Here is a 26,245-nt window from a genome sequence, read left to right on the forward strand (position 1 = left end):
CATTTTTGAGAGAACGATAACATAACGGATAATCGAATCGCCGCTTTTTACAATTTATCCGCTTAGGGGCGAGTATGCAATCTCAAAGATTTTTTTGGAGGAGGGTACTGCTCAGGCCATATGGTTATGTGTTTCAGAAGACCGTTAGTTTGACATAAAAAGCTAATAATGATACATCAAGTTAGGCTAAAATAAATCCAACACCATTAGCTGATAAATGTACAGCATAAAAAGCTAACAGGAGAACATGCGAGATGGCCGATCCACATAAAAAACTGGCGGAATCCCTTGAAATCCTGCGTGCGTTGCAAGAGCTCGGTATCGTCGCCATACGTTCGCGCGATATTACCCGAACGCACCGTGAACGCCTGATTAAAAACGGTTTTCTGCAAGAGGTGATGAAGGGGTGGTATATTCCGGTCCACCCGGACGAGGTCGGGGGTGACAGCACGGCGTGGTATGCATCGTACTGGCGCTTCTGCGCGGGCTATCTTAAGGAGCGTTTCGGCAAAAACTGGGGCCTCTCTCCCGAGCAGTCGCTGTTGTTGCACGTGGGGAATATGACGGTCCCGCGACAATTGCTTGTACGCTCTCCGAAAGCGCGCAACAAGATCACATCATTGCCGCATGGCACGTCCCTGCTCGATGTGCGCGCGGCCCTGCCCGAAGCCGGGCAGGTTGTAGAGAGGGATGGCCTGCGTCTGTTCTCCGTACCCGCCGCGCTAGTAGGCTGCGGACCCGGATTTTTCCTTCAAAACGCAACGGACGTTCGTGCGGCGCTGGTGATGGCGCGCGATGCATCCGATCTGCTGGGATTGCTTCTCGAAGGCGGGCGAACTACCATCGCCGGCCGTTTGGCGGGTGCATTCCGAAACATCGGGCGTGACCGCATTGCCGACGAAATTATAAAAACGATGCGAGCAGCGGGCTTCGATATACGTGAAAAAAATCCTTTCGAGGACTCGGTAGACTCGATTCCGCTGGGCCGCGAACGGTCGCCGCACGTAAACCGCATCCGCCTGTTGTGGCGGCGGATGCGGGAACCCATCCTGAGACAATTTCCGGCCGCCCCGGGCCGGCCTTCCAACATTGCCGCCTATCTCGAGGAAGCCGATGATAAATACGTCACGGATGCTTATCACTCGCTGTCCATTGAAGGGTACCGGGTCAGCCCCGAACTGATCGAACGGGTCCGAAGCGGAGAGTGGAATCCGGACGAAAACAAGGATGACCGCGAACACCGGAATGCATGGACTGCGCGCGGATACTGGCAGGCATATCGGGCGGTTCGGAAAAGCGTACGCAATGTCCTGGAAGGTGAAAACCCCGGTACGGTCTGCGAAAATGACCACCGGGATTGGTATCGCGAGATGCTCGGACCAAGCGTGACGGCCGGTCTCTTACGGGCCTCCGACCTCGCCGGTTACCGGAACGATCAGGTATTCATTCGCGGATCGATGCATGTGCCGCCGCGGTGCGAAGCGGTTCGGGATTGCATGCCGGCGTTCTTTGATTTGCTGCGGGAAGAACCGGAGCCATCAGTGCGTGTCGTATTGGGGCATTTCGTGTTTGTCTATATCCATCCCTACATGGACGGCAACGGCCGTATTGGAAGATTCCTGATGAACGTCATGCTTGCCGCGGGCGGATACCCCTGGACAGTAATTCCGGTGGAGAAACGAAACGACTATATGGATGCGCTGGAAAGCGGCAGCGTAAAACAAGATATCGCTCCATTCGCGGCTTTTCTCGGGCGCCTCCTACCCTCTTACCGAAGATAGCCCGTTGCAGTTTTCCAATCGTCGTTGTTATAGCAATCGATCGCATGTCGCAGATAGTGTGCAGCGCCATCCCTAAACCGGCAAAGCCGGAAGCTGGGCGGCTGGGCTGCTGGGATGCTTGGCAGTTAACAACCTTCTCCAATGATACACGATTTTTCGTGCATGTTTCTGATAAAGGGCCTAATACCAAACCCGGCTTGACAATCCACCACCGGTGGGCCATGATATCGCATCGTTTTACAACACCAAAGGTTATCAACGGGTCAATGTGGTAATCCTTGGTGATTTAAGCCAACCAATCGGTTAAACTCGCCAAACCAATAAATTGGTTTTCTCGAGAGGTGAAGCAACAACAAATGACGCCCATGGCTAGTGGAAAAGATAAACGGTTAGTCCACCGGGAAGTGAAACGTTATATTTCTCTGTTACGAGAGCAGGATATTACTGTTATTCAGGCCTATCTTTTTGGTTCCTATGCCAACAACAAAGCTGACGAATGGAGCGATATCGATGCGGAAAGCGGATTGTATAATCGTAAAATGCAGTCTCATGTGTTGAATGATGAATTTAAAGGTCTGCTGGTATAAAAAACTCTACCTCGCTCTCTTTTATGTGTTTGCGCGCACAACGCCCCGATTTTGGCAGCAATGGCAAAACGCGGCGGTCTCCCCTTTGTTTTTTCTGTTTTGGCCACGCATTCGCCGGGCGCTTGCCCGCAACCTGTCAGTGATCCTCAACCGTCCCGCCGATGACCCCGTGGTAATTCAGACCGCTCGCCGCGCGGTTTCTAATTACGGCCTTTATCTAACCGATTATGTGCAGATGAACCGGCTTAAACGGCACCTGTTGCCCGAACAATATGGGGCGCACCACATGATGGCGGCATTAAACGAGGGCAACGGCGCCATTTTGATCACCCCTCACCTGGGCAATTGGGAGCTGGGAGGGGTAACCTTTGCCGCACGGGGAAAATCGATCTATGCCCTGACCCTCAAGGATACCGAGGCAAATGTGCAGGATTTCCGGGATTCGATGCGCGCTTCTCTCGGCATCAAAACCGTTCATATCGACACGGTGGACTCCTGGGGAACCAGCATCAAATTGGCAACCCTATTGCGGCAAAATGAAATCATCGCCATGCTCGGGGATCGCTGGGAAGGCGGCAAACAGGTGACGGTGCGGTTTTTCGGTAAAAAGACCCTCTTTCCTTCCGGTGCCGCGGCCCTGGCCCTGGCTACTGGGGCACCGATCATTCCGGCCTTTACCATTATGAAACCCCGGGGGGATTACCTTGCCTGGATGGAAGCACCCATTTGCGTTCGAAGAATACCGAATGTGAGCACGTTAACGCTTCTGACCGAAAAAACGCAGGAACTCGCCGCCGTATTTGAGCGGATTATTGCCCGGTATCCAGATCAATGGTACCACTTTTTTGATTTTTGGGAAAAATATGGCTGCTAATCTGCTTCTCATCGATCCGCCGCACAAGGTTTTCGGGGCGCTGCGGCTCTGGATGCCGTCTCCCGGATTGATGGCATTGGCGGCCTATCTGGAGGAAAAGGGGATTGACGTCGATCTGGTGGACGCTACCACCCTGAGACAGCCCTGGACAGAGCTCGAAGCCCGGCTGAAGCAAAACCGCTACGAGATCATCGGCATTACCTGCTCGGCCGCAACCTTTCACCATGATGCGATTCATACGGTTCGACTGGTCAGGCAAACCCTTCCCGATGCGCTGATTGTGAGCGGCGGCGGGCATTTCACGCTGAATGCCGAGGCCATTTTAAGGGAGGTGCCGGAACTCAACGTCATGGTGATGGGCGAGGCCGAGGAGAGCTTTCTTGAACTGTTTCAATGGGCCAAATCCGGTCGATCCGGCCATCCCGATACCATCCGCGGCCTGGCTTACAGAAAGGATCAAGGGATTCATTTCACCTCCCCAAGGCCCCTGATCGCCAATCTGGACTCCCTGCCCTTTCCCGCCTACCATAAAATCGATCTATCCAGCCCGACCTATTCCATGCACGGCATGGGCAAACGCACCATCGGGCTTTCCACCTCCAGAGGCTGCGGGGACCGGTGCGCCTATTGCAGCGAAGCGGTGCTCTGGCAGTCTTCCTGGCGCGGCCGCAGCGGACCGCTGGTGGTGGAAGAGATGCGCCGGCTTCACCGCGACTACGATAAATCCCTTTTCGTTTTCAATGAAAACTCCTTCAACCAAAGCCGACAACGAAATGAAGCGTTCCTGGAAGCGCTCGGAAATTCAGGGCTTAAAGGGGATTTTTGGTTTCAGTCCCGGGTCAAAGACATTCTTCGGGACAAGGATCTACTCAAGGAATTTAAACGCCTGGGGTGCTATGAGGTGATGCTGGGGGTTGAAAGCATAACGCCGGAAACGCTTAAAAATTATACGAAAAATCAATCCTATGAGCAGATTCGGGAAGCGGCTTCTCTGCTTCGGGAAAACGGCATCATGGTCATGACCAACGTCATGTTCGGCGATATTCATGATACCGAGGAATCCTTGAAGCAAATTTACCGGTTCGCCAAGGAGATCGGAGACTTTCTGGTCTTGTGCATCACCACCCCGCTGCCCGGCACCCGCTATCACACACAGGCGGTAAAAGACAACCGCATCGAGGAAACTGACTTTTCACGCTACAATTTCATGACGCCGATCATGCCCAATGCGGCTTACACGCGGGCGCAAATTCTGGCACTTCAAAAAAAATACCTACGATTGTACTACACAAGACCGGTTATCTTTTGGAAAATGCTTTTTTCCGCCAACCCGTTTATTCGCATGGCGTATCGGCTGATCATGCGCTACGCTTGGTATGAAGCGAGAAACCGGGAGTGGGTACAATCTAATTATGAGCCCGTTCCGGAACGCCTTTTGAGAAAAGAAAAAATATAAGGACAGCATGTTGATAGCAGATAAGACATATCGATGGGCATTGTCCGGATTAAAGGGAGTTCTTGGCGTCGGCATCCCATTGCTCGTTGCAGGTATTTTCTTTTTTGGCTGCGCGGTTACGCAGCTGCCACCCCCTGAAAAGGATTCCGGTATTCGTTGGGAAGGAAAAACCGCGGCAGAAGTTTTCGCCGACCTTGATCGGGCGCAGCAACAAATCAGGAACTTCACCGCGGCCTTTGCCATCTCCATGACCCCGCCGCCCAAGGGCCGGCCGTCATCTCTTCAGGGGGTGCTGTTTTTTCAAAAAACCCCGGCCGGCCCGATGGTTCGAATTCAGGGCACGGGGCCTTTCGGTCGAACGGTATTTGACATGGTGCGGCGTTCCGACCAAATTGAAATCTATATTCCTGCAAAAAAAACGCTATATCGCGGGCCGGTGCCGACGCATACCGGCGACCCCTGGGGAAATCTCTTTGCTGGCATGTTCACGGATTTTTCAAAAACAGTCCTTAAAAGCGATTCTCCGCTTCGAATTGACGCCGACACGGTTCGTCTGAACCTTGTAAACGGATTTTTGATACTGGACAAACACACCGGGCTTCTGAAAAGCCACCACCAAAAGGACCAAATCGTCACTTATGATGCGTTTGTTCATCAGGACGCGCTGCCGAGCATTCCCGGCCATATTCATTTGGAGAAAACGGACGACTCCCTTCGGGTGGAGTGCCGATTGGATCAGATTCAAGTCAATACCGACCTGGGCAATGCCTTTGACTTATCCCGTTACATCCCGAATTCCGTTCGGAATATCAGTGAGTTGAACCGGAACTGACGTATGGGCGATCTCTCAAAAAAACCGACAAGTGCTCTCTTTCTCTTTCCCGGGCAAGGCGCTCAGCATGTGGGTATGGGAAAAGAGCTGTACGGGGCCTTCGCTGCGGCTCGCGACATTTATGATCAGGCGGATTCACTGCTCGGTTTTCCCTTGAGCAGGCTTTGCTTTAAGGGACCGGAGGCCGAATTATTCCAAGATATCAATGCGCAACTGGCCGTATACACAACCAGTTGCGCGATCGCGGACGTACTGCGTGCGGCACATATTTTGCCATCCATCGTTACCGGCTACAGCTCGGGATTCTATGCAGCGGCCTATGCGGCCGGCAGCTTTGATTTTAAAACCGGGCTTAAGATTGTCCGCAGCGCCGGGGAAAATCTACTTGAAGAAGGCGGCAAAACAGACGGCGCCATGGCAGCCATTTTCGGCCTGAGCCGGGAAAAGGTGGCGGAAATATGCCGGCAAACGGGAAACGTCGTCATCGCCATCGCAAACACAGCCCATCAGATAGTGATTTCCGGTCTGCGATCGGCCATCGCTTCGGTCATCGAAACATGCCGGGCAAAGGATGCCCTGGATGCCTATTTTCTGCCGGCCCAAACAGCCTATCACTCCCCGTTTGTCGCGGATAGTTGCGAGCGATTTTTAAATGAAATTCCGGATGATTTTTTTCGTGCCGCCACCGTGCCGATTTTTTCCTATTCATTTTTGCGAAAAGTGCAAGCGCCGCTTGACATAAAAACCTGCATGGCCCGGCAGCTCAGTCAATCCGTGCTTTGGGTGGATCTGATCAAGACCTTGCGAGACAACGGCCCGGGCCACTGGATTGAAGTCGGTCCTGGAACCATGCTGTCCAGATCCGTGCGATGGACCGATCGAGCCATCGATATCCTCCACACCGCCAGAGTGAAAGATATTGTGTCCGTTATTGAAAGGATGGCAAATAATTGAACACGTCGGAAACCAGCCTGTCAGATATTCTGCGATTACTCCCCCACCGGGATCCGTTTCTGTTTGTGGACAAAATCTTATCGGTGGAAGACAACCGCCGCGTGATTGCGGAAAAGCACCTTGATCCGGACAGCGGCTTTTTTGCCGGTCATTTTCCGGGGCATCCGGTCATGCCGGGGGTACTGATTTCCGAAGCCCTGGCCCAGACCGGCGGCATTTTAATCGGCATTCGCTTGCAGGCGGAAAAAGGGGTTGAAGGCCTTGCGGGAAAAGGCGTCTTTCTGGCGAGTGTCCATATGAAATATTATCAACCGGCCTTGCCGGGCCAGACGATTCGTCTCGAAGCGGAACTGAAAAAAGAATTCGCCGGCATGTATTTATTCGATGTGGCGGCATTTGAGTCGGACAAATGTATCGCCAAGGGCTCGATATCCCTGGCGAAAGGAGAGCTTCCCGCCTAATCCGGCTTCGCCGGATGCCATAAGCTTGAAAGCCGGGAAGCCTGAAGGAAAAACGCAAGTATCAACTATATACAAGTAGATACAAGCATGTATGCTACCGCATGTGTATTTCTGATAACGCTTTTAACGAAAGGACCGAATGGATCAAGCCTTCGCCCCTCCCCACAAATTCGGATAAAACCGGTTGATAAAGGGCTTAATCAGTTGAACCCGAAGGCCGATCCTTTTCAACACCTGCTCTGCGACGGTCACCACGAGCAGTATCGGCAGCATTTGAGTGGCGCGCAGGATGACAAAATAACCGCAGTTTAAATTCCGGATGGATGCAAAATTGTTTTTGATCCATCGTGAGAGAAACACATATTCCAGAAAATAAAAAACGGTCGCCGGAAAAATCGTCATCATGGTAAACACCTGAAACCGGCCGTTAATAAACTTATGGCTGCCTATTCTGTCTCTGATACCCCCTTTTGTATAGGTGTAGGGCCGATTGGCGCACACCCCTTCGATCAGCCACTTAACCCACAAATAGGAGATGATATAAGCGGTAATGTCATCCACGTCGATCACGGGTCTGAAGTGACTGACATTGTTCTCGTATATCGCCCGAATGGGAACCTGTCGAATGAGGGTGCCGGTGTCCCCCGCCTTAATCAAAATTTCGGTTTCCGTGGTATATCTTTCCGCGGTCAGGGTCAGTTTTTTTATCAAACCCAGCGGATACAGCCTGTACCCGCATTGGGTATCTTCTATATATTGGTTGGCGGCCAGGGATACAAAAAACCGGGCGATATGCATGGAATTATATCGGCCCCCAGGGATTTTATTTTTCTCCATCATTCTGGAGCCCAGAATCAGATCCTCCGGGTGTGCCTGATGGGCGTTTAAAAATAACGGAATAGCCTTCGGATCATGCTGACCATCTGCATCCAGGCTGATTGCAGCATCAAAGCCTTTCTCGATTGCCAAATGAAAGAGTTGCTTTAAGGCATGGCCTTTACCTTGATTTTTATTTATGGTAATGACCGTCGCGCCGGCCTTCAAGGCTATTCGGCCGGTATCATCGACAGACCCGTCGTCTGCCACCAAAACACAGGAAACGTGTTTCAACGCACCCCGAACCACCTGACCGACGGTGGCGGCGGCGTTATATGCGGGAATTATGACACAGATATTGGATTGCATTCGTCATCAGGCTGAGCTTACCAACGCCCAAACGATTCGGGTCGGCGCAGCGCCCAATTTCCCTATTATTTATTTAAGTTACAATAGCTTAACAACGATCAATTCGACTCTTCACTATCCGAGAAGCGTCATCTTGTCAACAGAATTAGATGTCAGCGAATCTAAAGATAATTGAAATATCAATAGGTTGAAAAGGATACCCCATGATTAAGTTGGTCATCGACCCGACCCGATGCGCAAAGGAAAACTTCTGTATCGACGAATGCCCCAGGCAAATTATTCGATTAAACAACGAGACCGGTCTTCCGGAAATCAAACCCGGGCACATGAAATATTGCATTCTCTGCGGTCACTGCATCGCGGTGTGCCCCCATTCCGCGCTTGAGCACACGCAGATTCCCAAGGATGCGTGCCCACCCGTTGATGCCGCACTTGCAATTAACAAGGCACAGATGATTCAGTTTTTTCGCGTTAGACGTTCGGCCAGGGTCTTTAAGGATACACCAGTTGAAAAAGAGAAAATTCAGGCGCTCATCGACATCGCCAAATATGCCCCTACGGCCAATAATTCCCAGATGTTGGAATGGATCGTGCTGACGGATAAAGAACAAGTCACCGGACTGGCGGCGACTACCATCGAGTGGATGCGCAGTCTCATTCAAATAGGCCCGCAAGCGATCTATTCGCCCTATGTCGTCCCACTGGTGGCCGCCTGGGACAAAGGCTATGACCGGGTGTTGAAAAATGCGCCGGTATTGATCTTTGCCACGGCGCCCGCGGAAGCCTTTTACGGCATGACCGATTCAACCATTGCTCTGTCGCACCTCGAATTGGCGGCGCCGAGTGTGGGATTGAGTACCTGTTGGGCAGGCTTGCTGCATCGGGCGATGGTTCAATACGAACCCCTGAGGGCCTATGTGGGACTATCAGCGGATTATCCCCATTTTTATCCGATGATGCTCGGTTACTCGAAACATCAGTATCACCGGCTACCGGAACGAAAACCGCCGACCATTCATTGGCGATAAATGAATCACAAGGCCTTTGCGAATGTAAACAAAGGTAAAACGTCCATTGATCAGTTTGCCACGAATAAATTACGGTTGACAACCCGCTATCGAATCTTTTAAAAGAGCGGACAAGGTTTGCTGAACCTCGCGCCTTGCTGATGCAACCGAGCTGGAAAGTTACAAATGTAATCGGGGAGCATAGCCGTTTGTGTATGCTCCGGGTTGTATTTTCCATAACACAGTTAATAAACAAGCAGAGCCCGAATGCACCACATACGCTATTGCAACCGTTTTATTCGATTATTCATTATCTTATGGGTCGCAGTGCCTCTAATCAACGTAACCCCTTGTTATGCAATAGAAAAAAAACAAGCCAAATTCAAAAAAAGCGCCTCTTATAAAGCAAGAGTTCAAAAAAAAGCAAAGGTTCCAAAAAATTATTGGGCCGGATTGGACCCGACGGAGATACCTGAAGCCGATACGGTATTTAAATATCTCGGCATCCCTTATATCAGAGGCGGCACCGGCAAAAAAGGGTTTGATTGTTCCGGGTTAACCCAACGGCTTTATTCTGAAATTTTTGGTCTTGCCCTGCCGCATAACTCCTATCAGCAAAGCAAGCTGAATATCTTGGAAGAGGTTCCATTAGAGGAGGACGAGTTCGAACCGAATGATCTGTTATTTTTCGCCTATAAATCGAAACGGATCAATCATGTGGGCATTTATCTTGCCGACGGCAAGTTTTTGCATGCCTCACCGAAGGGCGGCGTCAAAATCTCCAACATGCAGGATCCGTTCTGGCAACGCACACTGGTGGCCTCTCGCAGAGTCAAGGATACCGTGCTTGCAAAGGCTGCTGGAACTATGGCGCCAAAAGCGATAGACGGATCGGATGTGTTTGAAGACCATGAAATTTCAGTTGGATATGCCGCCGCCCTGGATGAAAACCTCTTCGTCAATCTCGAAACATTTTATTCGGGCCGGTTCACGACACAACATGTGGCGTCTGCGGAACCGTTTGACTTTTATCGCAAGGGTCCCACCCAACAGGCGGCCATGGGTCATGAATTCTGGCAGGGGATCAGAATTTCTGCCGATATTCATCCCGCGCAGTGGTTGCGCATCACGCCTTCTCTCGGCATGCTGGACGGGCCTTCGATGGCCGATGACATCAACAGGAACTGGCAGGTCTACGGGCTTGAAGCGGCTCTTTCACCGCTGGCGTACAACTGGTCGCTTACCCTTTCCGTGCGGTCGCTGCTGAACGAGAGCTATTACGCCGCCTACGAAAATGCGCCGGACACAAATATGGGGCTTTATTTCAACTATCGGGTGTCCGACACAATGGGCCTTTCCGTTATGGGTAATTGGGAAGGCGCTTATCTTATGCGGGAAACCGGAGCGGACGATCTGCTTCGAGACGTTCGGGACGTATCGGTTAACCTGAATTTTTCCTTTTAGTCTGATTCGACCAAATCACTTTCAGATTACAGATCCTCTTGAAGGCGCTGCATCCAGCCGGGGACGGTCGGGTTTTCCGCATCATGGTAGCTGCCCACATAGGGTTTGATGTCAATCACCGGGCTGCCATCCACGGCATCCAGCCCTTTTACCCGAAGCACATTTCCTTCCCGTTCGATCAGCGACACGACCGAAATCAACACCGGGTTCGGCCTGGCCGGGCTGCGGGTGGCAAAAACACCTTGTTTGGGAATATCCTTTCTCCCCATGGGATGAACCTGTCGCACCATGCGCTTTTCCGGCGTCAGAAGGTGAGGCCAGAATAGCACCAGAATATGAGAAAACCCCTCAATTCCGTCTAAAATACCATTCAGGCCGGAATCAATTACGATCTCCGAAACCGTGGTTTTAACCTCCTTTCGAAATGCCCGAATACTTATTTTTCGCGCTTCCGGATCAAGGTCCTCTTCCGCTGCCGAAGGCATCGGTATTTTGATTCGGCTTCGAACAAAACCAACGGGTGAAAGCGTCATTCTGATGTCTTCTTTCGGGTGGCGCATGGCCGTCATCCTTTCCTATCCTAACCCGGCGAGGCCGGATTGCTGGGAAGCTGGGATGCCGGGATGCAAAAAAAAAGGCATTTCCCACCTTCTGTGAGGATACACGCAAAAGCGTGCATGTTTCTGGTAAAGGGCCTAATCCGGCAAAGCCGGATGCTGGAATGCTGGGATGCTGGGATGCATAAAAGCCATCTTTCACCTTCGGCGAATATACACGCAAAAGCGTGTATGTTTCTGATAAAGGGCCTAATAGGTCCCAACGCTGGTTGGATTCCAATCAATGTTATTCATCTCCGGTATAACCTCAAGCATTTTTAAGGCGCCTGGCTCATCGCAGCACCATGGCCTTTTCCGGACATATCTCCTGGCAACAAAAGCAGGTGATGCATCGCGCCTCATCCACTCGGGGCAGATTTTCGCGCATGCTCAGCGCGGATACTGGGCACTGATCAATGCACGTTCCACAAGCCGTGCACAGGTCCGGGTCCGCATGGGGGCGCACCACGGTTTTACTGCGAAGCAACTGTTGAAGGCTCGAATTATTCAAAATGGCCTCACCGCTTAACGGTGGCAGCTTGAAATTTGGAATCGGTTGCAATTCACCGATAATGCTGATTTTACTCAGATCAATCGCTCCCAGCCCCTCACGCGCAGCCTTGCATAAAAACGGCAGCCGCTCGGGTGCCATCCCCATCATGGTCGCAATAACGGCATCCAGCGCCACTGCGTTGTCCGAGGCCAATATCCGGCCGATCTGTCTGAGATCCGGCGAGGCGGGCCCGTTGCCCTCCATGCCCACAATGGCATCCACGATAAAAAAATCCGGAATCCTGAGCCGGAAAACCTCGACAATCAGGTCGTGAAAACGCGCCGGCGTTCCGGCCAGCTTATGAAGGTTGGCCTTTTGCGCGCCGGGTAACATGCCATAGCTGTTTTTGATCGCACCGGTCATCACCGTTAGCCCATGGGTTTTGAATTTTGGCAAACTGATGATAATATCCGCATTCAGCACGGCGGTCGAGACACTGACCGCTTCCATAAACCGGGAGTCAAACGCCACCTTTCTCGAATCGTTGCCGATATTATGATAATACCCCTTGGCAGCCGCCATCAGGCCCGTTTCTTCAAAACTGGCTTCATTGGCGCCGTAGCCGACAGCCCCCGGATTATCCCCAACCACGATGGCAGCCGGGTTCATCGTCTCAAGCTTTTCCACAACCGCCCGCAACAGCGCCGGATGTGTAACGATGCCCTCCTGTGCCGAAGAGGCCCTGAGCACATTTGGTTTGACCAGCACGGTCTTTTCCGCCACTTTCAGTGGAAAAAGCGTAAAGGCCCTGTCCACAGCCCGGCGCACATCGTCATAGCTTGCCGTTTCTATCATCACCCGATACATGGCCCAATCCTTTAATCAATCTCAGTGATTGTCAAAATTCGTCATAGGTCGCATCACTGCAACAAAATCATCCGATTCGTGCACAGCGTTTAAATCGATATTCGATTGCGCGACAAAATAGCAAAATGAGGTGATTGGGGCAAGATTTCTTGTGTTCGAATTTCGTGAACCCAACTTATCCGTAATGGTTTACAGTGGATGACAATTAAAAAAACGGGCGCCGCTTCACCTGATCTGCTTGACACTACCCCCCGGTCTAACCTATGTTACCCCAGCCCGGTTTTTACGGCCCGGCGTTGCCATGCGATTCGAATTCGGCTTTTTACTGAAAATCAACCATCTATCCGCATCACTCGATAGCGATTCGCGGATTGTCGTAAACGCAGATGATTGAATCAACATGCCCGGACGATACACTATCCCCAAAAAAGTAACGGCTGCCTTGATCTACATGCGACCGCTGCTGGTATTCGGCGGTTTGCTCTGCGCCGTTGCCGTTATGTGGACGCGTGAGCCGGTATACTATATTCTCGGCGTGGTGCTTCTGTTTATTTCCATGAGTTTTGACGTGGTGGACGGATGGTTTGCCGCCCGCTTTCACCCGTATCCCACCTTGGCCGAGCTCGCCGACCGCATCATGGACAAACTGGTCTATTCCATCATCTTTCCATTGGTTGCGGTCGGGGTCATGTGGCGGCTGGTCTTTGTCACGCCCGGCCATACCCGGACCGAGCTGCTGCATGCGCTCTTTATTCTCTTTCTATGCGTCACGGTGCTGGTTCGCGATCACTTTGCTCATTTTATGAGGGGATTCGCGATTCGCCAAGGCCAGGAGCCCGAAGCGTCCGAATTAAACCGGCTGCGAACCATGGCAGCCGCGCCGGTAGGCGCACTGCTTTATGCCTATGCCTTTTACCTTCCCGAGGGCCCCCCGTCGCGACTCTATTTTTGGATTTCCTGGCTGGGCAATATTCCCCTGCGCGGCCTGTTTTTAATAGAAATTATCTTTCTAATATTCAATTTCGGCTCCATCGCCGGTTATTGCCGAAAATACGGTAGCTACTGCCTGGAAGAGCTGTGCCTGGGGGATGAAAAACTTCGCCGCCGCATTTTGACTATTTTCCCCAACGCGCTCACCGTCATGAATGCCATGATGGGCCTTCTTTCCGTTTTCTTTGCATATCAGGGGCGTATTCGGGAAGCGTACATGATTCTTATCGGCGCGGCCATGTTTGACAAACTCGACGGCTCGCTGGCGCGCAAGCTCGGACTGACCGAACCGCCCATTTCCGAAGAAACGTCCAAACGATTCAGTATGGGGGGGCTCCTTGATGATATCTCCGATGCGGTCAGCTTCTGCATTGTGCCCGCTTGGATTTTTTTCCTGTGCTTGTCTGGAGCCGATGATCCCGTATTGAAGCGCTTGCCGATCAGCTGGATTGCCTGGCTTTATTTCCTTCTGGGCATCACGCGTCTGATTTATTTCACTCTGGATCGTAACCCGATTCCAGGATTTTTCAAAGGCTTGCCGACTCCTGCCGCCGCCTTGACGGTGGTCGCACCGCTCATCATGTATAGCCAGGCCATTCCCGATTCTCCGAATGAAGCCCGGTTCTGGGGTCTGGTCTGTTTCGGCCTGATGATCGCCATGTCGCTCATGATGAATATCTATCCGATTCGCTTTATTCATTACGGCCGGTTCATGAGCCGTCACCCCGTCTTTGTCAGCGGGAACCTCATTTTAACCTTTATTTTTGTGTTTACGCCGTATTTCGGCCACTTCGTTCTGGCGTGCCTGCTGATTTACGCGATCTCCCCCTTGTGGACATGGCGCATCACGCCCGAGGTGGCGGCCCTTGAATCCCGCCTTAAAAAATTGTGATAAAACCACCCCTCTTAATCAATTGACGATTTGGCGACATGAGCAAAGCGGCCGGCCAGTTTCATTTGCTCCCACAAGGGGCCGCGAACGCCAAAACGGCGTAATTTCTTTTGCAGAATTTCATTCATGTTGATCTGAAGCCCCGGGAAAATCCAGGTCGGGTTATCTTTGGAAAACGCTTCGATAAAGGAGAGTATTTCGGTTTTAATGCCGGAGGACAGGTAGAATACCGGGTTAAGATAGTCCTCACCGGATCCGACAAGCCCCTCTTCGGCCGCCACTTGCGCCATCCTCGTGTTCGGATACACTCGAATTCCCGCCATGCAAACGACCGCCGTGGGGTCCGTATCGCGAATCGTCTCACAGGTTCTTCGAACCGAATCCATGGTTTCTCCGGGGCCGCCCAAAAGAAGGGAATGGCAAAAGGCCATGCCGGCGTTGCGGCATATTCGGGAAGCCTGCTGAATGTCGGCCACCGAAAAGTTTTTCCCCAGGGCTGCCAGCATGCCGGGCTCGGCCGCATCGCAGCCGAATTCAACCCCCGTGCAGCCCGCGTTCCGCATGGCGGCCGCCAATTCATCGGTCATAAAGGCCGGGTTGGCGTAACAGCTCCACCGAATTTTAAGTTGCCGTTTTATGATTTCTCTACAAAGGCTTAAGGCGTGATTTACCGGATAGTTAAATTCATTGTCTACAATGAACAGGTTGTGGACACCGATTTCAATCAGCTGTTCAATTTCATCACAAACCCGCTCCGGCGAACGGGCCCGAATGGATTTTCCCTCAATAAGCGGATAGGTGCAATAGATGCAGTGAAACGGGCATCCCCGTTTGGTCTGAATATTTCCCATTCCACCCTGTTGCAGATAAGCCGCATTGTCAAAACCCGAGCGATCCGCCATCGGCAACGCATCGAGATTCGCACGAATGCCCGGTTTGCCGAAAATGATTCGGCCATCGGGCGGAACATGGGTGGGGCCATTTTTCTCTATGTCGTTTATCAGCCGGATAAAGGCGTCTTCCCCTTCCCCGGCAATGCCGAAATCCGCACCGAGGTGCGCAAAAACGGACTCCGGAAGCAAGGTGAACCCGCTGCCGCCAATCACGATAATGCCCTTGGCGCAGTTTCGAATTTCGGCAATCACCCGGCGATAAAACGGAAGGTAAGCAGTGTATCTCGGATAGCCCACATTATCCAGATTTCGAAGCGATACGCCGATGACGTGGGGGGAAAATTCCGCTATGGCCGTTGCAATGGCGTGCTCATAATCGGCTTCAAAGCAAAGATCCAGAATGCGATGGGGCGTGCCGTTTTTTTTCAGTGCCGCCGCCAGGTACGCCAGCCCGATCGGAAACACCGGATCCGGCAGGTATTCAATGTTGGGGGATACCAGCAACACGTTCATGATAGCAGGTCTCGCTTTTGACGAGAAAATATCAGGCAACTGCCGGCGCCTCCGAACGTGGCGCTCGTCATCAGCGCGGCGTGAATCTCCTGCGCTTCGGGCACCGACCATGCCGGTCTGTACCCATTATCGGCCAACAGCGCCGCCGCGGATATCAAGGGGAGCGACGCCTGCCGATACAAGCTGATCAGCGAGGCGGCGGCCCGAATCGCGCCGGCGCCGCCGAAATCACCCATCAGGTATTTCAGCGCGAAGACCTGAGGCGCACCATGAGATGGCGCAAAAAGCGCTTCTATCTGCTCGGATTCCATTCGTCCCAGTTCCTGAGTGTAATTGGCCGATACGTTCAACTGTGAAATGTCTTCAGGCGAAAGCCCTGCTTCGGAAAGCGCTGTCGTCATGGCCCGGGCCAACTGTTCGCCACTCGCCTCGTAATGTCCCATATCGGCCCGGCCACCGGTCACGACCGCCGCCAACAGCAGACCATAGATCTTCGCGCCCCTGGAAAGCGCTGCGTCCAGCCGCTCTAAAACCAACACGCCGGCCCCCTCTCCCAAAACCATGCCGCCACCGAATGAAAGAGGATCGGGCCGCCGGCCGTTTACCCGCACTCGGCTCAGCGCACCGATGGCATCATAGCAGGCAAATTGCGCGGCGGAGAGTTCATCCGCCCCTCCCACCACGGCCATATCCGCCTGGCCCATAAGAATCATATCCCGGCCGTAGCAAATCGCTTGTTCGGCGGATATCATGTTCTGGCAAAAGGTGGTATTGGGGCCGGTGATGCCATGGAACATGCCGATATGACTGGCCGGGGCGTTTGGAACGGTTTCAGGAAAAAAAAGCGGCTGACTGCCCCTGGGACCGTTTTCAAGAAGACTTGAAAAGAAACTGTTCACCTGGGAGCTCGGTCCGTCCGCCGTCCCCATGACAACGGCGCACCGGTCCCGGTCCATTTTGTCCAGGGCCAACCCGCTGTCCGCGATGGCTTCGATACTGGCGACCACAGCCATCGCGGATATTCGGCTCATGCGACGGTAAACCGAGGGCGGCATAAATTGCTTGGGATTAAAATCGGCAACCCATCCAGCCACATTGGATCGAAAGCCTTTGGTGTCGAAAAGCTCTATTTTGCTGATTCCGCTGAACGCACGCCTGCAGTTTTCCCGGAATTTTTTCTGCCCGATGCCGAGCGCACTGACAACACCGATTCCCGTAACGGCTATTTTCTCCATGCGGTTGCTTTATTCTCCCTTATCCCGCTACCTGTCCAAGCACCAGCGCGGTGTTGTTGCCGCCGAAGGCAAAGGAATTGCTAAGCGCGATGTGAATTTGCCGGTTTCTGGCCGTTTCGGGAACGTAATCCAAATCACATTCCGGATCCGGCGTTGAGAGATGAATGGTCGGCGGCACGATCTGTTCATGCAACGCCAGCACGGTTGCGAGCGCTTCGATGGCGCCCGAAGCCCCCAGGCAATGGCCCACCATCGATTTCGTCGAGCTGACGGCAAGCCTTCGGGCATGGTCACCAAACACATGCTTGATGGCGGCGGTTTCCACCTTATCGTTGATGGGCGTGCCGGTGCCGTGCGCATTGATATAATCCACCTGATCGCTCTTTACCCCGCTCACTTGAAGCGCCCGCGCCATTACTTTGGCCATGCCCCGGCCTTCCGGGTCCGGCGAGGTCATGTGGTAGGCGTCCGAGTTGATCGCGTATCCCAATACTTCCGCGTAAATCTTTGCCCGCCGGTTTCTGGCATGTTCGTAGTCCTCTAGAACCAGCATCGCGGACCCCTCTCCGAGAGAAATACCGCGCCGGTGCTGATCAAAGGGTTTGCAATGTTCGGGGTCCGTTACGTGCAGGGCGTTAAACCCCGCAAAGGTGACTTCGGATAAGGCCTCGCTGCCGCCGGTAATCGCCATGGACAGTTTTCCAATCCGAATGAGATCCGCGGCATATCCGATGGCAGTGCCACTCGAAGAACAAGCCGTCGAAAAGGTTCCCCGAATGCCGGTAAAATGATATCGTTGCGCAATCAGGTCGGAAAGCGTACCGGGTGAGGACGCCAGCACCAGGGACGGTCTGGGTTTCGTTTTCCCGGCCCATTGCGCGCGTCTGAACTGTTCCCATGAAAACATGCCGCCGGCTCCGCCGCCCAGCAACACGCCGATATCGTTCCGCGGTTCAAGATTCACGCCAATTCCGGCGTCTGAGACCGCCTCCTTGGCGGCAATCAGACCGAGCCGATCGCAGCGGGAGGCTCTCTTTGTTTCACCGGGCAAGAAGGGATGGTCAAAAAATTCGTCTTTTACCTGAGCCGCCACCCGGCTCTGAAACCCCATCGTCTCAAAGAGCGAAACGGGTCCAATCCCGCATTTTCCGGAAAATAGCCCGTCTCTGAACCGGGTCACGGACCCGCCGATAGCACAAATGGCACCAAGGCCCGTAATGACAACCCGCTTTTTCATGCGTCCCGCGCGCAAAAGGCAACCAGAGAATCCAGGCGCTTTTTCAGCTCGCCGCTCACCTTGTAAATCATCGTGTTTTCGAGCGTCAGCAACACCTGTGTCGATGCCCCTCGGGCCAAAAGCTTTCGATCCGTCCGACGAAGCACCTCAAATTTAAATTCGATGGCCGCGATCTCGGGCTTTTCCACCGCGGCACGAATAATGATGTCTTCGCCGCATTTGGCGGGATACTTATATTCGCAATTCAGCCGAATGACCGGTGCGATAAACCCGAGCGCCGTCATGTGTTCGGGCAATAGGTCCACTTGCCGCAACAACGCCATGCGGCCCGCCTCAAACCAGGCCACATAATGGCCGTGCCAGGCGATTCCCCAGGAATCGACTTCGTTAAACCGAACAGTTTCGTATGTTTCAATCCATTTCATGGTGTGGGGCTTGTTGGGTTCGTAGGGGTCATTGGGTCAGGTCAGGCCGCCGTCGACCGCAAGCACCTGGCCGGTAATGTATTCCGCCTCCGCGGAGGCTAAAAACAGAATAGCCGATGCCACATGCGCCGGCTCGCCGAATCTGCCCACAGGGATCATACGCATCAATTCCTTTTCAGCCTCCGGCGTCAGCGTTTCGCTCATGGCGGTTTTAATGACACCCGGACAAACGGCATTGACCGTAATGCCCAGCCTGGCCACTTCCCGGGCCAGGGATTTGGTAAAGGAGATCATCCCGCCCTTGGAGGCCGAATAATTCGTCTGGCCGGCACGCCCGGTCAGCGCGCTGGGGGACACCATATTGATGATGCGCCCGAATCGGTTGCCGATCATCGGTTTTAAGACGGCGCGTGAACATAAATAGGTGCCCTTGAGGTTCGTGTCCACCACGGCATCCCAGTCCGCTTCATTCAAGTACAATAGCAGTTTATCCCGCACTAAACCGGCGTTATTGACCAGAATGTCCACCGACCCCCACCGACTTATAACCTGCTTGAAAAGCGCATCCACGTCTGATGCGCTGGACACGTCCGCCTGTTCCACCAGAACATGTTCCGTGAGGACGGCCAGTTCCGTTCGGGTCTGGTCGGCGCTGTCTTTATCCGAGCGGTAATTGACCGCCACGCGCGCCCCTTCCTTTGCGAAACAAAGCGCCAAGGCTTTTCCCAATCCCTTGGTCCCTCCCGTGATAAAAACATTTTTATCTTTAAATTTCAAAAGTATATACTCCAAATAACCCCACCGGCCGCAGGTGTCACCTTGTATCAAATCTCACCGGGTTATGCAAGGCGCAGCGCTGCGTTTAACAGGGCAAACGCATGTTGTAAGTAACTGCCGAAAGCGTAGGCCTTGAGGGAGATCAGATGGAGGCCGCGGCACTGTTTGAACGCGGTACGCGTGAGTTTGCCGCAGCTGGAATCTGATTTTTTTCAAGGCTGAAGCGGGCTATGGGTTGCATGCGATCGCCCTGCTGCGTTTAATAGCAGTGGATTTTTCAATACGCCTCTGTTATTGAGGCATATTTTGTAACTGGTTGGTTCATTTTTTGATACTGGGCTCATCGCATCTCTTTTTTTTGGGAAGGCTTCCGAGCAGCCATTCTCACTCACAATGGCGAAAGGTTTTCCCGCATCGAATGAATAGTATGGTTTTGGTTACCGACGGTCACTGGCGAAAATCCCTTGCCGCGGTGCGCGGCCTCGGCCGAAAAGGGGTCGCCTGCGTCGTGGGAGAAACCACCCGTCTGGCAACCGCCGCCTTTTCCAAATACTGCCGCCGCCAAATCACCTATTCATCACCGGTCTTTGCTTCGAGCGTGTTTATGGATGAGATGCGAACGCTGGTCGCCGGAAGTAATTTTCGAATGCTGCTCCCCATGGAAGATACCACCGTGCGGTTGTTCGCCCAATTCCGGGACGACTTTTCACAGCGGTGCTTTCTACCGGTAAGTCCCGTTGAAAAGATCGATTTCGCCAACCGAAAAGACCTTGTGCTTCAACTGGCGCGAAAAATGGGCATTCCGACGCCCAAAACCTGGCATATCACGGATCTTTCCCAATTGGCGCAAGTAAAAGATCACCTGCCCTATCCCATGGTGGTAAAACCGCGGACCGGCGCGGGCGCTCTGGGCATTGCCTATCCCGAAACGCCTGCGGAGTTGTTGGAAACCTACCCCCTGATCCATCGACGGTTTCCCTTTCCCATGATACAGGAAAAAATTCCCGCCATCGGCGCAGGCTATGGGGCCTCCTTTCTGATGGATGAAAAAGGAGATGTCAAGGCTTCCTTTGTTCACAAACGTCTTCGGGAATACCCGGTCACCGGCGGCGCTAGCACCCTGCGTGAAAGCGTTCGACACGATGGGATTCGGGAAATGGGGCAGACCCTTTTATCGGCGATGGGCTGGTTCGGTGTGGCCATGGTGGAGTTCAAAATCGACCCGAGAGACCATCAACCGAAATTAATGGAAGTAAACCCCAGGTTTTGGGGCTCGTTAGCGCTTTCCATCGCCGCCGGGGTAAACTTTCCCTATCTCCTCTATAAAATGGCCAAAGGGGAAAGATTTGCGCCTGTGGAAACCTATAGAACAGGCATCAAATGCCGCTGGTTTCTGCCTGGGGATCTGCTCCATTTTATCTATAATCCCCAACGCAGAAAGTTGATGCCCGGATTTTTCAATTTTCGGGTGCCGAACACAACTTACGATATTCTGTCGCGGACGGATCCACTGCCAGCGCTGGGACGACTGTTAACCCCGCTGACCTTCCTGTACGACAGGGACATGAAGCAGCGACTGCGAACGAGACACCATGGCCGTTGAAAATATTCTGACCGTCGATGTGGAGGATTGGTATCACATCTGCGGCGTCACCCATGTCCTACCCCGCCACCGCTGGCCGCAACTGGAAAGCCGCGTCAAAGCCAATACGCATAAAATTCTTGATATTCTGAATTGTTATCGAGTTCAGGCCACTTTTTTCGTTTTGGGCTATGTGGCGGAAAGGCACCCGGACTTAATTGCCGCCATTTCATCGCGCGGTCATGAAATCGCTTCTCACGGTTACAGCCATCGGCGCGTCTATACCATGACGCCTGCGCAGTTTCGCGCGGATTTGCGAAAGTCCATCGCGATCATATCCGGTATCACCGGCACCCCCGTCTGCGGGTATCGTGCCCCGGAATGGTCCATTCGGGAAGATTCCAGATGGGCGCTTGACATTCTTCTGGAAGAGGGGATCACCTTTGATTCAAGCATGGCGCCGCTGCACATCATCGGGAATCCCAAATATCGCAAAATTCCGCATTGGCTTTCACTTCGAAACGGCCGCATGCTGGAAGTTCCGCCCCTGGTCCTTCCCACCGGATGGATCAACTGGCCGGCAGGCGGCGGCTGGGGCCTGCGCACCCTGGCCTACCGCTGGATACGATCCCGAATTGAGAAGTTAAACCAAACGGGACAACCGGCTGTCATATTTATTCATCCGAGAGAATTTGATTTGCTGACGCCACGCCTTCGACTGCCGCGCATCAAAAACTTCGTCTTATTTGCCGGCGTTGAACCCACCCAAACCCGCCTTCAACGGCTCTTAAAGGATTTTCGGTTCACCCATCTGTCCCGCGCCGTTGGACAACTTCGCCTTTAGCGTTCAAACAGTGCCGCAGCCTCCAACCGATCCCCCTCAAGGCCTTCACTCCCGGGCTGTCCATTTCTACATGCGATTGCCCTGGCAGGCGACCCCCTACCCCTTTGCCGCGCTTGAACAGGCCTCGTCCAGCCGTGTTTCAATATATCGAATCAAGGCGTCATCCTTTTTTTCGAAATCAAAGCACACGGCATCCTCGCCCAGCAGCCCCTCGGGTACCTCATCGCCCCTTTCTTCCGGATCTGAAATCATTTCACCATAAAAACAGACGGATAACCATCGGGGCGTGTCTTCAATCACATCCACCATCACAAAAAGATCTTTTTGCTTCTGATTGGCATGCGCGGCTCTGAGCGAATAGGTAACACCGGGACGGGGGACAAAGCTGAGCGTGACGCCCTCTTTTTTTCCCAGGTATTCCTTGAAATGCACAAAGACCTCTTTGTTTTTTTCGGGAGTATCATTCCATTCCTCGATAAATAAGGCTAAATTTCGATCCATTTCTTTTTGCTCGTCCAATGCGATGGGTCCTTTCTTTATGAAAAACTATATGAGTTTCATATGGTAAGCTCTCACTGGTCTTATGATTCGCCTCTTTTGATGACCTTTAGATGAATGCCGTTTTCAACCGGGTCGTGGGAAAGGATCTGCCCGCCGTTACGGCCAATGATTCGCCTTACCCCTTCATATTGATCCGTTGAAAGAATACACTCGAATGATTCCCCGATAGATGATGACTGAAGACATAACCTTACGTCTCGGTAAGCCCTTCAGCAATCCCCTCGGTAATCCGCTAACTCCCGGCCATTTTTCAGGAGCGATACAAGGGGTGATCCGTTTATGTGTGCCAATCCGTCACCAATGCCGGCAACGCCGGAAATAAAAAAAATGAAACGGCCCGATATTCCTTGCTGCTGCGGGTATGCTTTCGATAAAAGCGTCGCGGCTCGGGCCTTTGTCCCGCCTTATTTCCCAGATTAAAGCAACTTTTCTTGTTTCAGGCGCCTGATGATCTCCGTCGTGGACTTACTTCGGTCCATGGTATAAAAATGAAGGCCGTCAACGCCTTTTTCCAGCAGTCCCCTGCATTGCTCGACTGCAAAATCGATCCCTAAATTCAGCACCGCGTCTTTATCCTCCGGATTCACGGCATCCAGTTTCCGTTGCAAGTCGTCCGTGATGGTCGAACCGCAAACTTCGGATAGCATTTGGGTCATCTTAACCGTGTAGACCGGCATAATGCCCGGTATAATGGGAACATTGATCCCCATCGCACGACACCTGTCAACAAAATTCAGAAAATAATCGTTCCCATAAAAATACTGCGCCACCACATATTCCGCCCCATTATCAACCTTCAGTTTCAAAAACTCGAGGTCTTTATCGAGACTCACCGCGTCGACGTGTCCTTCCGGATATCCGGCGCACCCCAGCGTAAAGTCATAGCGCTCTTTGATAAACGCGATCATATCCGCCGCATAGTGAAAGGCATCGGGATGGGCCACAAAATCATCCCCTTTGGGTTGATCACCCCGAATCACAAAAATGGTTTCAATCCCCAGGGCTTTGTAGCGGTCCAGCACCTCGGTAATTTCTCGGGGACTAAGCCCATATCCCGCAATATACGCCACCGTTGGCAGCTGCTTTTCGTGCACCAGTTGTTTGACGGCCTGAAAAGAGCCGTCCCGGGTGGATCCGCCGGCCCCGAATGTTACGGACATATAATCAGGCGACATCTGCGCCAATTGATCTACCACTTTTCCAAAAGTATTCGCCGCATTATCATTCCTGGGCGGAAAAAATTCCATGGAAATAACCGGTCGATCCTGCTGATATAATTGTGTAACCCGCATAACTTAATTTCCTCCGTATTCACTCAGAACTAAACAGTCAAAAGTTTTTAGGCCTTCAAGCGGCCTCTTTAAGCTGCACGGTCTGTGATGACCAGCGCTTGCTTTAAATTATTCGATACATCGCGTTATGCTTGAACATTCGAAAATAATGGCAGAATTTATGCTGAATGGCACCCCTTACCATTTCCTTCGACAGCGCAATCATTGAAAGAATATATTCGCATCCACCAAGTGTGCCGCTGTTGAACGGCTTCAGCATGCTCGATAACCATCAATCCCTGAATTCAATGAAACCCGCAAGTTCCGTAGAATCTTTTCTTCATTTCAGCCTGATCACTTCTGTTAACGCTTCGTGGCTCAACTCTTTCTTGGTTCTCACACGACAGAAGGAAAAGACCTTTCCCGGCAAATCATCATCCATATCTGCTTCTCTTCTTCTGTTGCCTCCCCCGTTATGTTCCGGAACACACTTTACACCCACGCGATTGTATTATCAAGACCACCATCCTAATCCGGCAAAGCCGGATGCTGGTATGCTGGGATGCATAAAAGCCATCTTTCACCTTCGGCGAATATACACGCAAAAGCGTGCATGTTTCTGGTAAAAGGGCTAAACAACCGCCGGTGGCCTTGAAGAAAATTCCCGATTCTCCCTATGCAAGATTTCGAAAGTCACTGGGGACATGAAGTCGTTTACGGTTGGCTTTCTTAATTCCGAAGGCATCATCCGCGATAAGAACGCGCATGATGTTGGCGGTTCCTTCGCCGATCTGATACAGTTTGGCATCCCGATAGTATTTTTCGACGGGCAGCTCCAGGGAATATCCCATGCCGCCATGAATTTCCATTGCCAAGCCGGCAGCCTTTACCACGGCTTCTCCTGCAAAGAACTTTGCAATGGCGACTTCGCGGGTAAAGGGCAGGTCCTGATCGTTCAGCCACGCGGCTCGCCTCACCAGCAGCCTTGCCGCCTCAGTTTGGGAAACCATATCCGCAATCAACCCTTTGATCAGTTGGAATTCCGCAATCGGCCGGCCGAACTGATTTCGGGCGGTCGCATAGGCTACGGAACAATCAATGCAGGCCTGAGCCAAGCCAACGGCACCACTGGAAACGCTGATACGTCCTCGGTCCAGTGCGCTCATGGCCACCTTAAAGCCACCGCCCCACTCACCGATCAGGTTTTCCTTGGGAGCCTTGACATTCTTGAGGGTAATCTCAGCGATCGGAGATGATTTATCACCCAGTTTCGCTGTTTCCCGGGTGGTCCATCCCGGCTGATCGGTGTCCACGATAACGCCGCATATGCCTTTGTGCTTAAGATCCATATCATGGGTGGCAAAGAGAACGGCAACATCGGCTACCGTGCCGTTGGAAATCCATGTTTTGGAACCATTCAGTAAAAAGTGATCCCCTCTGTCTTCAATGGTCGTTTCCATAGCCGCCAAGTCCGACCCGGCATTGGGCTCTGAAAAACAAACACACCCGAGTTTTTTGGCAAGAACAAGGTCTTCCACGTATTTGGCTTTTGCTTCCGGGGTGCCCCATTCCATAATGGTATAGGGGCCCGTCAAGCCTTGCAGATTGAACAAGGAACGCAACCCGGAGTCAACCCTTGAAATTTCTTCACACACCACCGAATGCGCCAAAAACCCCAAATCGGTTCCCCCGTACTCGGGGGGAAACGCACAGCCGAAAAACCCCAGCGCTCCCATTTGGGATACGATATCCCGTTTAAAACAATCTTCATCTCTTCTGGGAAGCACCACTTTAGTGGCAAACTTTCGGGCTTCTTTCTCAACGGCTTGTACTTCTTTGGTCAATGCAAAGTTCATAATTTACCTCTTTTAATAGTAGGCCATTTCGATAACCCCTTTATCGGAAACCTGCACGAAAAAGTGTGTATCCGTAGATAGCCCAAAACCATATTTGTTTCAATTTTTATGCGCATGCGATCCGCTTTAACTTCTCTCGGCCAGGGTGGTCTTACTGACCCCCGGCAACAAATACTTCCCCATGGACAGGCGAGACACGCACTCGCCACATTCAAGATACGACCAATCGTTTTTCCGGTAAATAGGGCGTAATAAGATAGAATTACAAAGCATACAGGGAGAAGCCACTGTCAGTCACCTTTATAGCTGTTGCTTGTAACTCATTCATCAAACAAAATTGAAATGTTTCGTGCGCCGTGCAACACACGCTCAATGCGGATATTTTCCGAACTTACAGTGTAAAAAATCAAGTAATGCCCAAAGGGCATCATGCGAAGGCCTTCGCCAAGCTCTGGGCGTAGGGGAGCGGCTTCCGGCATAACCGTTATCTTGAGGCACAGCTCCCGAATTTCTCGGATAAAAGAAACAGCGCGGGCCGGATTGTCGCGGGCGATATAATCGCCAATCTCTTCAATATCGAATTCGGCGAGTGGAGAAAAAACACATCGCATG

At 52.4% G+C, this 26,245-nt stretch carries 24 protein-coding genes; 12 read left to right on the forward strand and 12 right to left on the reverse strand.

Features of this window, described 5'->3' with window-relative positions:
* Positions 1-254 precede the first annotated feature (254 nt).
* The 7 genes from RBT11_05245 (at position 255) to RBT11_05275 (ending at position 6,945) form a co-directional block, all read left to right on the forward strand.
* A complete protein-coding gene (locus RBT11_05245) occupies positions 255-1,781 on the forward strand; it encodes a Fic family protein (protein ID MDX9786153.1) in 1,527 nt (508 codons plus the stop codon).
* 356 nt (positions 1,782-2,137) lie between these two features.
* Positions 2,138-2,368 (forward strand): nucleotidyltransferase domain-containing protein, encoded by a 231-nt coding sequence (locus RBT11_05250; protein MDX9786154.1) that lies wholly within the window; start codon positions 2,138-2,140, stop codon positions 2,366-2,368.
* Positions 2,340-3,242 (forward strand): lysophospholipid acyltransferase family protein, encoded by a 903-nt coding sequence (locus tag RBT11_05255; protein ID MDX9786155.1) that lies wholly within the window; start codon positions 2,340-2,342, stop codon positions 3,240-3,242. The genes RBT11_05250 and RBT11_05255 overlap by 29 nt, the downstream gene beginning before the upstream one ends.
* Complete coding sequence (locus tag RBT11_05260; GenBank protein MDX9786156.1) at positions 3,232-4,698, forward strand: radical SAM protein; 1,467 nt, start codon at positions 3,232-3,234, stop codon at positions 4,696-4,698. Before RBT11_05255 ends, RBT11_05260 begins: the two co-directional genes overlap by 11 nt.
* Positions 4,699-4,705: 7 nt before the next feature.
* A complete protein-coding gene (locus RBT11_05265) occupies positions 4,706-5,530 on the forward strand; it encodes a hypothetical protein (GenBank protein ID MDX9786157.1) in 825 nt (274 codons plus the stop codon).
* Positions 5,531-5,533: 3 nt separating this feature from the next.
* Positions 5,534-6,484, forward strand: coding sequence for an acyltransferase domain-containing protein (locus RBT11_05270; GenBank protein MDX9786158.1), 951 nt, complete (start codon positions 5,534-5,536; stop codon positions 6,482-6,484).
* Entirely contained in the window at positions 6,481-6,945 is a 465-nt protein-coding gene (locus RBT11_05275) for a 3-hydroxyacyl-ACP dehydratase FabZ family protein (protein MDX9786159.1), read from the forward strand. The genes RBT11_05270 and RBT11_05275 overlap by 4 nt, the downstream gene beginning before the upstream one ends.
* 144 nt (positions 6,946-7,089) lie before the next feature.
* Here RBT11_05275 and RBT11_05280 read toward each other — a convergent pair whose 3' ends face one another.
* A complete protein-coding gene (locus RBT11_05280; GenBank protein ID MDX9786160.1) occupies positions 7,090-8,130 on the reverse strand; it encodes a glycosyltransferase family 2 protein in 1,041 nt (346 codons plus the stop codon).
* Positions 8,131-8,333: 203 nt separating this feature from the next.
* Between RBT11_05280 and RBT11_05285 the strand changes: the two genes are divergently transcribed.
* Positions 8,334-9,158: a nitroreductase family protein gene (locus RBT11_05285; GenBank protein ID MDX9786161.1), complete on the forward strand. Its 825-nt coding sequence runs from the start codon at positions 8,334-8,336 to the stop codon at positions 9,156-9,158.
* 246 nt (positions 9,159-9,404) lie between these two features.
* Entirely contained in the window at positions 9,405-10,601 is a 1,197-nt protein-coding gene (locus tag RBT11_05290; GenBank protein MDX9786162.1) for a C40 family peptidase, read from the forward strand.
* Between the two features lie 26 nt (positions 10,602-10,627).
* Here RBT11_05290 and tsaA read toward each other — a convergent pair whose 3' ends face one another.
* Positions 10,628-11,161 (reverse strand): tRNA (N6-threonylcarbamoyladenosine(37)-N6)-methyltransferase TrmO, encoded by a 534-nt coding sequence (gene tsaA, locus RBT11_05295; GenBank protein MDX9786163.1) that lies wholly within the window; start codon positions 11,159-11,161, stop codon positions 10,628-10,630.
* Positions 11,162-11,489: 328 nt separating this feature from the next.
* The gene (locus RBT11_05300) at positions 11,490-12,557 is read right to left on the reverse strand and encodes a DUF362 domain-containing protein (GenBank protein ID MDX9786164.1); all 1,068 of its coding nucleotides are present in this window, start codon (positions 12,555-12,557) and stop codon (positions 11,490-11,492) included.
* A 400-nt stretch (positions 12,558-12,957) separates the two neighbouring features.
* Between RBT11_05300 and RBT11_05305 the strand changes: the two genes are divergently transcribed.
* A complete protein-coding gene (locus RBT11_05305; protein MDX9786165.1) occupies positions 12,958-14,439 on the forward strand; it encodes a CDP-alcohol phosphatidyltransferase family protein in 1,482 nt (493 codons plus the stop codon).
* Positions 14,440-14,453: 14 nt separating this feature from the next.
* On the opposite strand, the gene RBT11_05310 is transcribed toward RBT11_05305, so the two are convergent.
* From RBT11_05310 to RBT11_05330, 5 genes are read right to left on the reverse strand one after another with little or no spacing between them, the layout of a single operon-like run.
* The gene (locus tag RBT11_05310; protein ID MDX9786166.1) at positions 14,454-15,845 is read right to left on the reverse strand and encodes a lipid biosynthesis B12-binding/radical SAM protein; all 1,392 of its coding nucleotides are present in this window, start codon (positions 15,843-15,845) and stop codon (positions 14,454-14,456) included.
* Positions 15,842-17,080 carry a beta-ketoacyl synthase N-terminal-like domain-containing protein gene (locus tag RBT11_05315; protein MDX9786167.1) on the reverse strand — a complete coding sequence of 413 codons (1,239 nt, stop codon included), beginning with the start codon at positions 17,078-17,080 and terminating at the stop codon, positions 15,842-15,844. The genes RBT11_05310 and RBT11_05315 overlap by 4 nt, the downstream gene beginning before the upstream one ends.
* 19 nt (positions 17,081-17,099) lie before the next feature.
* Positions 17,100-18,317, reverse strand: a complete 1,218-nt coding sequence (locus RBT11_05320) for a beta-ketoacyl-[acyl-carrier-protein] synthase family protein (GenBank protein ID MDX9786168.1) — start codon at positions 18,315-18,317, stop codon at positions 17,100-17,102.
* Positions 18,314-18,742: a thioesterase family protein gene (locus tag RBT11_05325; protein ID MDX9786169.1), complete on the reverse strand. Its 429-nt coding sequence runs from the start codon at positions 18,740-18,742 to the stop codon at positions 18,314-18,316. The genes RBT11_05320 and RBT11_05325 overlap by 4 nt, the downstream gene beginning before the upstream one ends.
* A gap of 36 nt (positions 18,743-18,778) precedes the next feature.
* Complete coding sequence (locus RBT11_05330; protein ID MDX9786170.1) at positions 18,779-19,519, reverse strand: 3-oxoacyl-ACP reductase family protein; 741 nt, start codon at positions 19,517-19,519, stop codon at positions 18,779-18,781.
* 418 nt (positions 19,520-19,937) lie between these two features.
* On the opposite strand from RBT11_05330, the gene RBT11_05335 reads away from it, so the two are divergent.
* A complete protein-coding gene (locus RBT11_05335) occupies positions 19,938-21,122 on the forward strand; it encodes an ATP-grasp domain-containing protein (GenBank protein MDX9786171.1) in 1,185 nt (394 codons plus the stop codon).
* Entirely contained in the window at positions 21,112-21,945 is an 834-nt protein-coding gene (locus RBT11_05340) for a polysaccharide deacetylase family protein (protein MDX9786172.1), read from the forward strand. Before RBT11_05335 ends, RBT11_05340 begins: the two co-directional genes overlap by 11 nt.
* A 96-nt stretch (positions 21,946-22,041) precedes the next feature.
* Here RBT11_05340 and RBT11_05345 read toward each other — a convergent pair whose 3' ends face one another.
* From RBT11_05345 to RBT11_05360, 4 genes are all read right to left on the reverse strand, one after another.
* Positions 22,042-22,446: a hypothetical protein gene (locus RBT11_05345; protein MDX9786173.1), complete on the reverse strand. Its 405-nt coding sequence runs from the start codon at positions 22,444-22,446 to the stop codon at positions 22,042-22,044.
* Positions 22,447-22,922: 476 nt separating this feature from the next.
* Positions 22,923-23,798, reverse strand: a complete 876-nt coding sequence (locus RBT11_05350) for a methylenetetrahydrofolate reductase (protein ID MDX9786174.1) — start codon at positions 23,796-23,798, stop codon at positions 22,923-22,925.
* A gap of 653 nt (positions 23,799-24,451) precedes the next feature.
* On the reverse strand, positions 24,452-25,633 hold the full coding sequence (locus RBT11_05355; GenBank protein MDX9786175.1) for an acyl-CoA dehydrogenase family protein: 1,182 nt from the start codon (positions 25,631-25,633) through the stop codon (positions 24,452-24,454).
* Between the two features lie 320 nt (positions 25,634-25,953).
* The gene (locus tag RBT11_05360) at positions 25,954-26,244 is read right to left on the reverse strand and encodes a type II toxin-antitoxin system RelE/ParE family toxin (protein MDX9786176.1); all 291 of its coding nucleotides are present in this window, start codon (positions 26,242-26,244) and stop codon (positions 25,954-25,956) included.
* Position 26,245 lies beyond the last annotated feature (1 nt).

Source organism: Desulfobacterales bacterium (genome assembly GCA_034003325.1).
In the GTDB taxonomy this organism is placed as follows: domain Bacteria; phylum Desulfobacterota; class Desulfobacteria; order Desulfobacterales; family JAFDDL01; genus JAVEYW01.

Coding starts and splice junctions, on each gene's coding strand:
- RBT11_05245 (MDX9786153.1), top strand. CDS start 255: ATGGCCGATCCACATAAAAAACTGGCGGAATCCCTTGAAATCCTGCGT.
- RBT11_05250 (MDX9786154.1), top strand. CDS start 2,138: ATGACGCCCATGGCTAGTGGAAAAGATAAACGGTTAGTCCACCGGGAA.
- RBT11_05255 (MDX9786155.1), top strand. CDS start 2,340: ATGATGAATTTAAAGGTCTGCTGGTATAAAAAACTCTACCTCGCTCTC.
- RBT11_05260 (MDX9786156.1), top strand. CDS start 3,232: ATGGCTGCTAATCTGCTTCTCATCGATCCGCCGCACAAGGTTTTCGGG.
- RBT11_05265 (MDX9786157.1), top strand. CDS start 4,706: ATGTTGATAGCAGATAAGACATATCGATGGGCATTGTCCGGATTAAAG.
- RBT11_05270 (MDX9786158.1), top strand. CDS start 5,534: ATGGGCGATCTCTCAAAAAAACCGACAAGTGCTCTCTTTCTCTTTCCC.
- RBT11_05280 (MDX9786160.1), bottom strand. CDS start 8,130: ATGCAATCCAATATCTGTGTCATAATTCCCGCATATAACGCCGCCGCC.
- RBT11_05285 (MDX9786161.1), top strand. CDS start 8,334: ATGATTAAGTTGGTCATCGACCCGACCCGATGCGCAAAGGAAAACTTC.
- RBT11_05290 (MDX9786162.1), top strand. CDS start 9,405: ATGCACCACATACGCTATTGCAACCGTTTTATTCGATTATTCATTATC.
- tsaA (MDX9786163.1), bottom strand. CDS start 11,161: ATGCGCCACCCGAAAGAAGACATCAGAATGACGCTTTCACCCGTTGGT.
- RBT11_05300 (MDX9786164.1), bottom strand. CDS start 12,557: ATGTATCGGGTGATGATAGAAACGGCAAGCTATGACGATGTGCGCCGG.
- RBT11_05305 (MDX9786165.1), top strand. CDS start 12,958: ATGCCCGGACGATACACTATCCCCAAAAAAGTAACGGCTGCCTTGATC.
- RBT11_05310 (MDX9786166.1), bottom strand. CDS start 15,845: ATGAACGTGTTGCTGGTATCCCCCAACATTGAATACCTGCCGGATCCG.
- RBT11_05315 (MDX9786167.1), bottom strand. CDS start 17,080: ATGGAGAAAATAGCCGTTACGGGAATCGGTGTTGTCAGTGCGCTCGGC.
- RBT11_05320 (MDX9786168.1), bottom strand. CDS start 18,317: ATGAAAAAGCGGGTTGTCATTACGGGCCTTGGTGCCATTTGTGCTATC.
- RBT11_05325 (MDX9786169.1), bottom strand. CDS start 18,742: ATGAAATGGATTGAAACATACGAAACTGTTCGGTTTAACGAAGTCGAT.
- RBT11_05335 (MDX9786171.1), top strand. CDS start 19,938: ATGAATAGTATGGTTTTGGTTACCGACGGTCACTGGCGAAAATCCCTT.
- RBT11_05340 (MDX9786172.1), top strand. CDS start 21,112: ATGGCCGTTGAAAATATTCTGACCGTCGATGTGGAGGATTGGTATCAC.
- RBT11_05345 (MDX9786173.1), bottom strand. CDS start 22,446: ATGGATCGAAATTTAGCCTTATTTATCGAGGAATGGAATGATACTCCC.
- RBT11_05350 (MDX9786174.1), bottom strand. CDS start 23,798: ATGCGGGTTACACAATTATATCAGCAGGATCGACCGGTTATTTCCATG.
- RBT11_05355 (MDX9786175.1), bottom strand. CDS start 25,633: ATGAACTTTGCATTGACCAAAGAAGTACAAGCCGTTGAGAAAGAAGCC.
- RBT11_05360 (MDX9786176.1), bottom strand. CDS start 26,244: ATGCGATGTGTTTTTTCTCCACTCGCCGAATTCGATATTGAAGAGATT.